The organism is Halopseudomonas pachastrellae (assembly GCF_900114765.1).
Taxonomy (GTDB): Bacteria; Pseudomonadota; Gammaproteobacteria; order Pseudomonadales; family Pseudomonadaceae; genus Halopseudomonas; species Halopseudomonas pachastrellae.
In genome coordinates this window covers 189750-201120 of record NZ_FOUD01000006.1, presented here as the reverse complement: position 1 = coordinate 201120, position 11371 = coordinate 189750, and the positions used below count along the sequence as shown (strand labels likewise).

Sequence of the window (11371 nt, the reverse complement as noted above, 5' to 3'; positions counted from 1 at the left end):
AGATTCCTAGGCATTACTCACCCGTCCGCCGCTCTCAAGAAGAAGCAAGCTTCTCCTCTACCGCTCGACTTGCATGTGTTAGGCCTGCCGCCAGCGTTCAATCTGAGCCATGATCAAACTCTTCAGTTAAATACTGATTGGGTTTTGAGAAAACCCTAAACTTGGCTCAGCTTTACAAAAACTCGTGAATTCACGAAGTTACTTGCTAGGCTGATAATCTTTTTGATCATCGAGCACATTCAGCAAGCACCCACACGAATTACTTGATTCAAATTGTTAAAGAGCGATTCGGTCAGCGTTTCCGCCTAACCAAGGCCGCGCATTCTACGCTAACCTCATGTTCCGTCAAGCATTTTTTTGAGGTTTTTAACCACCTCAAAACCCGCTTGAGCGACCCGAAGATGCTTTCGCTTTCCGGGTCAGGGAGGCGCATTCTACAGCATCAAACCCCGCTGTCAACACCTTCCAAACAACCTGATGAGAACATCTCATCCCACTCAAAATGGCGTCTTGCGAGCAACCCTTTCGAGGCGGCGCATTCTACGCCATCTTGCCGGACTGTCAAGCCTCAAAATTAAGCTAACTTATTGATTAATAAGCGCTTTACCCGAGGCACCCTGCCCGGCAAGGAGGCGAATTATAGAGACTTCAGCGGGCGCGTCAAACCTTTTTTGCAGTTTTATTACCCGCACCGCCTTTACTCGGCTGCAGCCGGGCTTTTACGCCGGCGCCACAGGGCAAGTAGCGGGCCTGACAACGTGTAGCAGACAAAGATGGCCCAGAGGATTCGCGACGGGTCCGAGGAGATCACGGCAAACACCAGCACAACAACCAGAATGGCAAAGAACGGCACGCGCCCCTTGAAGTCCAGATCCTTGAAGCTGTAGTAACGCACATTACTGACCATCAACAGGCCGCCCAGCGCAGTGAGGATGCCAACCAGCAACGCGATATTGCCGCCATCGATACCAAAATCCGCCAGCGACCAGACCATACCCGCAACCAGGCCAGCCCCTGACGGGCTTGGCAGGCCGGTAAAGTAGCGCTTGTCGTCATCACCAATGTGCGTATTGAAGCGCGCCAGCCGGAGCGCCGCGCCGGCAACGTAGATGAACGCGAACACCCAGCCGACCTTACCCAGGTCGGTCAACGCCCAACTGAACACCACCACCGCCGGCGCGATGCCGAAAGCGACCATATCCGACAACGAGTCGTACTCGGCACCAAAGGCACTCTGCGTATTGGTCAGGCGCGCGACGCGACCATCCAGACCATCAAGCACCATGGCAATGAAAATGGCGACCGCCGCATGGGTAAAGTTGCCGTCCATTGCGCTGACAATGGCGTAAAAGCCGGAGAACAGCGCCGCCGTGGTAAACAGATTGGGCAACAGGTAGATGCCTTTGTGGCGAACCTTGTTGCCATCCGGCCCGGGCACCTCCTCGACGTGCTCGTCAATCGGCAGCAGGGTATGTGCGCCCTCTGCGTCGGTGTCCTTCGGGGTATTCTGATGCTCTGTCATAGGGTTACCTTGCAACAATGCCGGGCCCAACAGTGTGGCAAGTTGGCGGGCAAATGACCAGCAAGCTCAACGTCGAGGCATAAAAAAACGCGGCTGGAAGCCGCGTTTTTTTTCAAGCTCGATCGACTTAGTTCTTGGACTTGTCGACGATCTTGTTGGAAGCGATCCACGGCATCATGCCGCGCAGCTTCTCACCTACCTGCTCGATCGGGTGCGCGGCGTTGTTACGACGGGCAGCGGTCATGGACGGGTAGTTGTGAGCACCTTCAGCGATGAACATCTTGGCGTATTCGCCGCTCTGGATGCGCTTGAGCGCGTTGCGCATGGCTGCACGGGACTCATCGTTGATGACTTCCGGGCCAGTCACGTACTCGCCGTACTCCGCATTGTTGGAGATGGAGTAGTTCATGTTGGCGATGCCGCCTTCGTACATCAGGTCGACGATCAGCTTCAGCTCGTGCAGACACTCGAAGTAAGCCATCTCCGGCGCATAACCGGCTTCGGTCAGAGTTTCGAAACCGGCCTTGACCAGCTCAACCGCACCACCACACAGAACGGCCTGCTCGCCGAACAGGTCGGTTTCAGTCTCGTCCTTGAAGGTGGTTTCGATGATACCGGTACGACCGCCGCCCACACCGCTGGCGTAGGACAGGGCTACGTTCTTGGCGTTGCCGGATGCGTCCTGGAAGATCGCGATCAGGTCGGGAATACCGCCGCCCTTGACGAACTCGGAGCGCACAGTGTGGCCCGGCGCCTTGGGAGCGATCATGATGACGTCCAGGTCAGCGCGCGGCACGATCTGGTTGTAGTGGATAGCAAAACCGTGAGCAAACGCCAAAGTAGCGCCCTGCTTCAGGTTCGGCTCGATCTCAGCTTTGTACAGCTGGGACTGGAACTCGTCCGGGGTCAGGATCATGACCACGTCGGCTGCTGCTACAGCGGCCGGGACATCGCTGACTTTCAGGCCATGAGCCTCAGCCTTGGCGATGGAGCTGGAACCAGGACGCAGGCCGACGGTTACATCAACACCGGAATCTTTCAGGTTGCAGGCGTGGGCGTGACCCTGCGAACCGTAACCGATGATGGCAACCTTCTTGCCCTGGATGATGCTCAGATCACAATCTTTATCGTAATAGACTTGCATGAAGTTCCCCTGCTTACTTGTGCGGACCGCCTGGCCCGCGACCAATTAGTTTAGATACTCAAAACCTTTTCACCGCGGGCAATACCCGACACACCGGTACGTACCACTTCGAGTACCGAGGTCGGCCCGACGGCCTCAATGAAGCTGTTCAGCTTGTCGCTGGTGCCGGTCAGCTGCACGGTATAGACGCTTGCCGACACATCCACGATCTGGCCGCGGAAGATATCGGTGGTGCGCTTGACCTCTGCGCGCTGGGCGCCGGTCGCCTTGATCTTGATCAGCATCAGCTCGCGCTCGATGTGAGCCCCCTCAGACAGGTTGACCAGTTTAACCACCTCAATCAGCTTGTTGAGGTTCTTGGTGATCTGCTCGATCACCTCGTCCTGGCCAACCGTGGTGAGCGTCAGACGCGACAGTGTCGGGTCTTCGGTCGGAGCCACAGTCAGGGTCTCGATATTGTAGTTGCGCTGCGAGAACAGCCCAACTACCCGAGACAACGCGCCCGGTTCGTTTTCCAGAAGAACGGAAATGATATGTCTCATGTCAGGTGCGCTCCGTTTTGCTCAGCCACATATCTCGCATCGCACCACCACGAATCTGCATCGGGTAAACGTGCTCGCTGGTATCCACCGCGATATCGAGGAACACCAGGCGATCTTTCATCGCAAAGGCTTCAGCCATCTTGCTCTTGAGTTCCTTGGGATCGGTGATACGGATACCGACATGACCATAGGCCTCGGCCAGCTTGACGAAGTCCGGCAGCGACTCCATGTAGGAGTGCGAGTAGCGGCTGTTGTACTGCATGTCCTGCCATTGGCGAACCATGCCCAGCGCACCGTTGTTCAGGTTGACGATCTTCACCGGCATGTCGTACTGCAGGCAGGTCGAAAGCTCCTGAATGTTCATCTGGATACTGCCTTCACCGGTAACACAGGCAACCGTGGCCTCCGGGAAGTTCTGCTGCACGCCCATGGCCGCCGGAAAACCGAAGCCCATGGTGCCCAGGCCGCCGGAGTTGATCCAGCGATTAGGCTTGTCGAACCGATAGTACTGGGCCGCAAACATCTGATGCTGCCCAACGTCAGAGGTAATGAAGGCGTCGCCACCAGTCACTTCCCACAGCGCCTCGATAACCGCCTGCGGCTTGATGATGCTGCCGTCGCCCTTGTCGTACGGGAACAGGTCACCATCACCACGCCATTCATCGATCTGCTTCCACCAGGAGGCCTGGGTATCGGCATCCGGGCTTTCACCCATCTCCTTATAGATAGCAAGCATTTCCGTCAGTACGCTTTCAACCGGACCAACAATCGGAATATCGGCCTTAACGGTCTTGGAAATAGACGCAGGATCGATATCGATATGGATGACCTTGGCGTTCGGGCAGAACTTGCTGGCGTCATCGCCATTGATGACACGGTCATCAAAGCGTGCACCGACGGCCAGGATCACGTCTGCGTGATGCATGGTCAGGTTGGCGGTGTAGCTGCCGTGCATGCCAAGCATACCGACGAACTGACGATCGGTACCCGGATAAGCACCCAACCCCATCAAGGTGTTGGTCACAGGCAGGTTGAGCGCGCGAGCCAGTTCAGTCAGCGGGCGCGAGGCACCACCAAGAATGACGCCACCACCGGAGTACATAACCGGACGCTTGGCTTCCAGCAGCATTTCTACCGCTTTGCGGATCTGACCGGAATGACCACGGGTAGCCGGATTGTAGGAGCGCAGCTTGACCTTCTTCGGGTAGCTGTACTCAAACTTGTCGGCCGGGTTGGTCATGTCCTTGGGAATGTCGATCACAACCGGACCGGGACGACCGCTCTGCGCCAGATAGAAGGCCTTTTTGATGACCTCAGGAATGTCGCGCGGATCCTTGACCATGAAGCTGTGCTTTACGATCGGACGGGAAACGCCAACCATGTCGGTTTCCTGGAAGGCATCGGAGCCAACCATGTTGCTCACAACCTGGCCGGAAATAACGACCATCGGGATCGAGTCCATGTAGGCCGTCGCAATACCGGTAACGGTATTGGTCGCACCAGGGCCGGACGTCACCAGTACCACACCAGGTTTGCCGGTAGCACGAGCGTAGCCGTCTGCCATGTGGGCAGCAGCCTGCTCGTGACGGACCAGAATATGCTCTACGTCGTCTTGCCGGAAAATGGCATCGTAGATATGCAGAAGGGCACCACCCGGGTACCCGTAGATATATTTAACACCCTCGTCACGCAATGAGCGGACGACCATCTCAGCGCCGGATAAAAGCTCCACTTTAGAATCACCTCTAGCTTGCCACCCACCAATGGCGGGCAGCAGGGTACCTGTTTACTGCTCGGCAGCGCAGAACAACGGTGGTTGTGCTGCATCAGCTTGACTACGTGCTTGGAGGCCGGCTCCTACTGTTGCGGAGTAGCCTCACCCAGCGCGAGGTAGCGCGTGCGGGTGCCAGGCCGGGCGTCGACGGGTTTCGTCTCCCGGAATGAGCAACAAAACCGCGTGCGTCGATGCGGGGTGAGCACCGATTGCAGCGGCTTATGAGAACCACGAATTGTTTACACTCGAGACTGACAAGTCAAGCCAAGTTGCAGAAAACCCCTACCAAGGGATATACCTGTGCCACAGGCGCGCTATCGCACGTTAGGGTTGCGCCCGCTCACCGTGACAGAACAAGGAAGAAACGCCATGCGCAAGATCGTCATTTCCGCCGCCCTGAGCCTGGTTTGCACCAGCGCCATGGCCACCCAAATGTACCGCTGGGTGGATGAAAACGGCGTCACCCAATTCAGCCAGCAACCCCCTGCCGAGGATCAGTATCAGCGCATGCAGGTCAAGCCGGCGCCGGAGCTAGGCACCGGGAGCCTCGCACCCGACACCGATAGCCCAGCGGGAGAACAGACCGAATCAACCGAGTCGGCTGAACCTGCCGCCGCAGCGCAGCCGACGCCGGAGCAGCAGGCTAAATTGGCAGAGCAATGCGACGCGCTGCGCGCCAACCTGACCACCATGCAGAACAACCCGCGTCTGCGTCGCACGCTGGAGGATGGAACGGTTGAGCGAATCGGTGAAGATGAGCGTCAGGCAATGATTGCCAAAGCGCAGGCAGATCTGCAGGAGCACTGCCAGTAAGCAAAAACGGGGCATTGCGCCCCGATGTCAGTCGACCAGCGTGCTGGCGTGTCGATCAATACGCGCCAGCACCGCCAGCAAACCTGTCTGGCGGCGGCCCAGGTGCACAAAGGCCTGCTCCCCCATTGGCCGCAGCGCACAGGGGCCCGGCAATGACGCCCCGGTTGCCAGCAGTTGATTAACCTGCGGAATAAACACCCACTGCAACCACTGCTCAAAGGCCAGTGTGTCGGCGCAGAAGGGAGCCTCACTGGCCAATTGCGCCGCCGACGGCGGCTCTAGCGACCACAACCCCCACTGACGCAACTCGCCTTCAAGCTCCTGCAAGGCAGCGGCAAGTGCCGCCGAGTCCCTCACGAGGAAACGCGAGCCCGCTGACGCGCCTGCTCGGCGCCCGCTGCATCGCCCTGCTGTTCGCGCGCCTGCGCCACCAGCTCCCACAAGCCAGCCTGCAACGATGGACGACCCGAGGCATAGGCCAGACCACGGCGCGCCAGTTGCTCGGCTTGCGCGGCATCGCCCTGGCTCAGACGCACCTGCGCCAGACGGTACAGCACCTGTGGCTCACGCGGCGCAATACGCATGGCACGCTCCAGGCTGGCATTGGCGCCGTTCAGGTCGCCGTTGCTTTCCTGCTGACGCGCCGTGGTGAGCAAGGCCAGCACCGGCCCGTCGAGCTGCTCATCGGCCTGCAGTGCTCCGCTGGAGGAGCTGGATCCAGAACCAACAGCCGGAGACGAGCTGATATCGCCACTGGAGATCGCGGGCTGGTTATCCAGCGGATAGGACTGTACCGCGCTGGAGCCACCCTGCCCGTCCGGCACCATGACCACCACGCCGCTATCCTGCTGCGCTGCCGGCGCTTGCGGAGCCGAGCTGCCCACGCGCCCGGCACCGGTACGCATGTCCTCATTGGAGACCGGGCGACCGGAATCCACTACCGGAATCGCGCCGCCAGAGCCTGCGCAACCCGATAGCACGGCGATCACGGCGCCCAGCAGCGCGACTTGTCTGATGCCCATCTGTTCAATCCTCTCTCATCCGTTATGCGACGAAGGCGACAGCATACTGGCAGCGCCTCAGCGCAGCCAGTCGCGAATGGTGTCGAGCACCCGATTGGCGCCGTCGCGAATCACTTCGGTGTCAATTACCGGCTTGCAGCCGGGCCCCGGCAGCGGCTCGTAGCCCGCCCTGAAGGGGATTTCGACACTGCCCTCGCAGGATGGATCGCTGCCAAGGCCGGTCAGCGGATCAGCCCAGGCGGTGACAATCTCCGCCGGTGGCACATCCGACAGACTCTGCGGGTGCGCGGCGCCCATAAAGCCGTTCCAGACCTGCAAGGCGCCGGTAGCGCCGGTCAGGCGGGTGCGATCGTTATCATCACGCCCCACCCAGGCCACGGCCACCAGGTCATCCGAGAAACCGGCAAACCAGCTGTCACGCAGATCATTGGTGGTACCGGTCTTGCCGGCCAGCCGAATGTTCGAGGACACATGGTTGTAGGCCGAGCGGCCGGTACCTTCTGTCATCACATGGGTCATCGCCTGCTGAGTCAGGTAGATGGTCGCGGAATCAAAGCGCTGACGCACCTCAAACGGATACCGCTTGAGTGGCTCGCCCTGCGCCGTCAGCACGTTGCGAATGGCGCGCAGCGGTGTATTGAAGCCGCCATTGGCAATGGTCTGGTACATGTCGGCCACCTGCATCGGCGTCATCGCACCCGAGCCCAGCAGCATGGCCGGGTAGGCGGGCCAGTCATGATCAACGCCCAACCGGCGCACGGTATTCAGCACACTATCAACGCCCACCTCGGTGCCCAACCGCACGGCTGCCTGGTTATAGGACTTGGCCAGTGCCATGTACAACGGCACCTGCCCGTGACTTTGGCGATCATAATTCTGCGGCGACCAGGTCTTGCCGGGTTCGGCTTCCAGAGTGATCGGATCATCATCAATCGGCGTGATCAGCGAATAGCGCTCGGGTTTCTCCAGCGCCGTCAGGTAAATGGCCGGCTTGATCAGCGAGCCAATCGGCCGTGAGGCATCTAGCGCCCGGTTAAAGCCGGAGAAACGCGGGTCAGCGCCACCAACTACCGCCAGCACCTCGCCTGTCTGCGCGCCAGTGACCACCATGGCCGCTTCCAGCGGTTTCTTATCGGGCGTCTCGCCAAAGCGCTTGAGTGTACCCTGTACAGCGGTCTCTGCCTTGTGCTGCAGCAAGGGGTCAAAGCTAGTAAAAATGCGCAGCCCTTCGCTGGTCAGATCCTCGTCGCGGTAGTCCGCACGCAGCTGACGTTTGACCAGATCCATAAACGCCGGGTAGCTAGTATTGGCCAGGCTACCGCCCTGGGTCACGTCCAGTGGTTTGTTCTTGGCGTCGGTCGCTTCTTGCTGACTGATCATGCCCTGCTCGGCCATCAGATCCAGTACCAGGTTACGTCGTGTGGTCGCCCGCTCGGGGTTGCGGCGCGGGTTGTAGTAGGAGGCGCCCTTGACCATCCCTACCAGCAACGCCACCTGATGCAGCTGCAACTCCTGCAGCGGCTGGGCAAAGTAGTACTGGCTGGCCAGGCCAAAGCCGTGCACTGCGCGGTTGCCGTCCTGTCCGAGGAATACCTCATTGAGGTAGGCCTCAAGAATCTCTTCCTTGCTGTAATGCAGCTCCAGCAACACCGCCATCATGGCCTCAAGGCCCTTACGGATAATGTTGCGGTCTGCCGTCAGATAAAAGTTTTTGACCAACTGCTGGGTCAAGGTGCTACCACCCTGGCGCAGACTACCGGAGGTGAGGTTGACGAACATGGCGCGGGCGATGCCTTTGGGCGACACGCCAAAGTGCTGGAAGAACTCGCGATCTTCCACTGCCACCAGAGAGTCCACCAGATAAGGCGGAGCCTGATCCAGACGGATCAGAATACGGTCTTCGTTGTGCGCAGGATAAATACCACCGATCATCAGCGGTTCAAGCCGCGCCATGACCAAGTCCTGGGAGCCACCGATACTGGCGATGCGGTTACCGTCAAAACGCACGCTGACGCGCTGGGCTCGCTCGGCGCCCTCGAAAAACTGGAACCCGCGGGTGTAGACATCAATACGACTGCCGCCCACCGCCATCTGGCCCGGGCCGTTAGCCGCGTTGCTCTGCCGATAACCCAGGGCCTTCAGCTCGGTGAGAAAATCGTCGCGGCTCAACGGACGGCCGGCATACAGCTCCAGCGGGCGCGCAAAGACCTTGGCCGGCACCGCCCAGCGCTTGCCGGAAAACTTCTCCTGTACGATGGCATCAAGATAGACCGCCAGAGCCCCAACCAGCACCAGACCGACCAGCCCGAGCTTGAGCAGCCAGCCCCAGAGGCGACTGCGACCGCTGGACTTTCCCTTGCCCCGCGACTTGGACTTGCGTTTGTTAGCCATGTTTCCTCACGTCATTACCCTTCTGATGCCGGCATGCACTCACGCGCGGCCCTTTGCTACGGTTGGCCTGTGACCCGCCAGACCGCATAATGTTCGCATTGCCGACCAAACAAGGAAACGTCGTGAGCCTGACCCTGTTAACTGCGCTGCAGAACCCTGACCTGTATGACCACCCGGTAAGCGATTTTACTCTGATTGAAACCCATATTTCCTGGGTGCTGCTGACCGGCGACTATGTTTACAAGGTCAAGAAACCGGTCAATTTCGGCTTTCTCGACTATTCCTCGCTGGAACAACGCCAGCATTTCTGCCAGGAAGAAATCCGCCTGAACCGCCGCCTGGCGCCCGAGCTGTACCTGGACGTTATCCCGGTTACCGGCAGCGCCGAAGCCCCTGTTCTGGGTGGCGACGGCCCGGCTATCGAATATCTGGTCAAGACTCGCCAGTTCCGTCAGCAGGATCTGCTCGGCAACCTGCAGCGCGATGGCGGCCTGACCGTTAGCCATATTGACGAGCTGGCAGGCGTGCTGGCCCGCTTCCACGGCCAGATTGAGCATGCCGGCCTCAATACCCCGTTCGGCACACCACAGCAGGTCCATGCCCCGGTAACCCAGAACTTCGAGCAGATTCGCCCATTTTTGAGCGATGCAGGAGACCTGCAGCAGCTCGACGCCCTGGAGCAGTGGGCGAATACTACCCACCAGCGGCTGATTCCCCAAATTAATGAACGCAAGGCCGCCGGCCTGATCCGCGAATGCCATGGCGACATCTATCTCGATAATGTCACCCTGGTGGACGGACAGGTGACCCTGTTCGACTGCATCGAGTTCAATGACGCCTTCCGCTGGACCGACGTCATGGCCGACGTCGCCTTCATGAGCATGGACCTAGAAGATCGCGGCCTGCACGCCCTGTCCCGCCGCTTCGTCAGCGCCTATCTGGAGCACACCGGCGATTATCAGGGCCTGGCGGTACTCAACTACTACAAGGCCTACCGGGCCATGGTGCGCGCCAAGGTCGCCCTGTTCGGCTTGAACGACCAGATGAGCGCGGAACAGCGCGCCAGCGTCATGCAGCGCTACTACGGCTACGCGGCGCTGGCCGAAAGCTACACCGAGGTTGCGCCGCGCTTTGGCCTGCTGACCTTCGGCGTGTCCGGCAGCGGCAAGAGCACGCTGGCGGTCAAGCTGGTCGAGCAACTGGGCGCCATTCGCCTGCGCTCGGACGTTGAGCGCAAGCGCCTGTTCGGCAGCGACGACAACCCGAGCCTGGACTCCGGCCTGTATGCACCCGAGCGCAGCGAACAAACCTACCAGCGCCTGGCCTGCCTGGCTGCACAAACCCTGGCCAACGGCTACCCGGTGATCGTCGACGCCACGCACCTCAAGCAGGCCCAGCGCCAGTTAATGCGCGATGCCATCGAAGACCAGGGCGCGCCCTGCCTGATCCTGCACTGCGACGCCCCGCAGGCCAGCATCGAGCAGTGGCTGACAGAGCGCCAGCAAGCCGGCACCGACGTCTCTGACGCCGGTATCGAGGTCATGCGCCATCAACTGCAGGAGATGGAGCCGCTCGACGCCGATGAAGCCGCCCTCAGCATCCGCGTGGACACCGCCAGCGACAGCGCCATGAGCGACCTGTCAGAGCAGCTCAGAAAGCGCCTGTAGGGCGCGCCAGACGGGCGCTGTACGGATACGGCAGCGCCTACTACACTGGGTTTCGGGACACCAATAACAAGAGCAGACCCGACGCCATGCCGCACACAGACCTGCGCCCAACCGCACCGCAGCCATCTGCCCACCTGCCTACATGCATCCTGCAGCCATCAGGAGGAGCCCGGCATGGAGCCAGATGAGCTACTCGGTCTACGCAACCTGGGCAAGACCTCCAGCCAGTGGCTGCACGCCACCGGCATCCACACCCCTGAACAACTCCGCCAGCTTGGCCCCGTGGAAGCCTACCGCGCCGTGCGAGCACGCGGCTTCAATGCCTCCAAGGCCCTGCTTTTTGCAATCGCCGGCGCGCTTCAGGACACCCATTGGAAAGACCTTGACCCGGCATACAAGCAACGCCTGCTGGACCAACTACTGCAGTCTGGCAGAGCCGATTAAGCGACCTGGCTCACACAGCCGCAGCCACTCGCTTGCCTGCGTTGCAGACAGG

10 protein-coding genes and 1 rRNA gene are annotated in these 11371 nt (G+C 60.0%); 3 read left to right on the top strand and 8 right to left on the bottom strand.

Annotated features, from left to right (window positions below; all coding sequences use genetic code 11):
• From BM116_RS06685 to BM116_RS06665, 5 genes are all read right to left on the bottom strand, one after another.
• Nucleotides 1-129 (bottom strand): 16S ribosomal RNA (locus BM116_RS06685); the annotation flags it as partial.
• A gap of 568 nt (nucleotides 130-697) precedes the next feature.
• On the bottom strand, nucleotides 698-1522 hold the full coding sequence (gene pssA, locus BM116_RS06680; RefSeq protein ID WP_083726749.1) for a CDP-diacylglycerol--serine O-phosphatidyltransferase: 825 nt from the start codon (nucleotides 1520-1522) through the stop codon (nucleotides 698-700).
• Nucleotides 1523-1649: 127 nt separating this feature from the next.
• Nucleotides 1650-2711: a ketol-acid reductoisomerase gene (ilvC, locus tag BM116_RS06675; RefSeq protein WP_268874566.1), complete on the bottom strand. Its 1062-nt coding sequence runs from the start codon at nucleotides 2709-2711 to the stop codon at nucleotides 1650-1652.
• Nucleotides 2712-2716: 5 nt separating this feature from the next.
• Complete coding sequence (ilvN, locus tag BM116_RS06670; protein ID WP_083726753.1) at nucleotides 2717-3208, bottom strand: acetolactate synthase small subunit; 492 nt, start codon at nucleotides 3206-3208, stop codon at nucleotides 2717-2719.
• Nucleotide 3209: 1 nt separating this feature from the next.
• Entirely contained in the window at nucleotides 3210-4940 is a 1731-nt protein-coding gene (locus BM116_RS06665) for an acetolactate synthase 3 large subunit (RefSeq protein WP_083726755.1), read from the bottom strand.
• Nucleotides 4941-5351: 411 nt separating this feature from the next.
• Here BM116_RS06665 and BM116_RS06660 point away from each other — a divergent pair, with 411 nt between their 5' ends.
• A complete protein-coding gene (locus tag BM116_RS06660; RefSeq protein ID WP_083726757.1) occupies nucleotides 5352-5795 on the top strand; it encodes a DUF4124 domain-containing protein in 444 nt (147 codons plus the stop codon).
• Nucleotides 5796-5822: 27 nt separating this feature from the next.
• On the opposite strand, the gene BM116_RS06655 is transcribed toward BM116_RS06660, so the two are convergent.
• Genes BM116_RS06655 through mrcB form a run of 3 tightly spaced genes read right to left on the bottom strand, consistent with a single transcriptional unit; the run spans nucleotide 5823 to nucleotide 9208 of the window.
• The gene (locus BM116_RS06655; protein ID WP_090475062.1) at nucleotides 5823-6152 is read right to left on the bottom strand and encodes a YqcC family protein; all 330 of its coding nucleotides are present in this window, start codon (nucleotides 6150-6152) and stop codon (nucleotides 5823-5825) included.
• Nucleotides 6149-6817: a tetratricopeptide repeat protein gene (locus BM116_RS06650; protein WP_083726761.1), complete on the bottom strand. Its 669-nt coding sequence runs from the start codon at nucleotides 6815-6817 to the stop codon at nucleotides 6149-6151. The genes BM116_RS06655 and BM116_RS06650 overlap by 4 nt, the downstream gene beginning before the upstream one ends.
• 57 nt (nucleotides 6818-6874) lie before the next feature.
• A complete protein-coding gene (mrcB, locus tag BM116_RS06645) occupies nucleotides 6875-9208 on the bottom strand; it encodes a penicillin-binding protein 1B (protein ID WP_083726763.1) in 2334 nt (777 codons plus the stop codon).
• A 122-nt stretch (nucleotides 9209-9330) separates the two neighbouring features.
• Here mrcB and BM116_RS06640 point away from each other — a divergent pair, with 122 nt between their 5' ends.
• Both BM116_RS06640 and BM116_RS06635 read left to right on the top strand, forming a co-directional pair.
• Nucleotides 9331-10875, top strand: coding sequence for a bifunctional aminoglycoside phosphotransferase/ATP-binding protein (locus BM116_RS06640; protein WP_083726765.1), 1545 nt, complete (start codon nucleotides 9331-9333; stop codon nucleotides 10873-10875).
• Nucleotides 10876-11049: 174 nt separating this feature from the next.
• Nucleotides 11050-11319 (top strand): TfoX/Sxy family protein, encoded by a 270-nt coding sequence (locus tag BM116_RS06635; protein ID WP_083726767.1) that lies wholly within the window; start codon nucleotides 11050-11052, stop codon nucleotides 11317-11319.
• Nucleotides 11320-11371: the final 52 nt, after the last annotated feature.

What these genes read in the sequence shown, in the direction of transcription:
- ilvN (WP_083726753.1), bottom strand. Translation starts at nt 3,208, where the DNA reads ATGAGACATATCATTTCCGTTCTTCTGGAAAACGAACCGGGCGCGTTG.
- mrcB (WP_083726763.1), bottom strand. Translation starts at nt 9,208, where the DNA reads ATGGCTAACAAACGCAAGTCCAAGTCGCGGGGCAAGGGAAAGTCCAGC.
- BM116_RS06635 (WP_083726767.1), top strand. Translation starts at nt 11,050, where the DNA reads ATGGAGCCAGATGAGCTACTCGGTCTACGCAACCTGGGCAAGACCTCC.
- BM116_RS06660 (WP_083726757.1), top strand. Translation starts at nt 5,352, where the DNA reads ATGCGCAAGATCGTCATTTCCGCCGCCCTGAGCCTGGTTTGCACCAGC.
- pssA (WP_083726749.1), bottom strand. Translation starts at nt 1,522, where the DNA reads ATGACAGAGCATCAGAATACCCCGAAGGACACCGACGCAGAGGGCGCA.
- BM116_RS06650 (WP_083726761.1), bottom strand. Translation starts at nt 6,817, where the DNA reads ATGGGCATCAGACAAGTCGCGCTGCTGGGCGCCGTGATCGCCGTGCTA.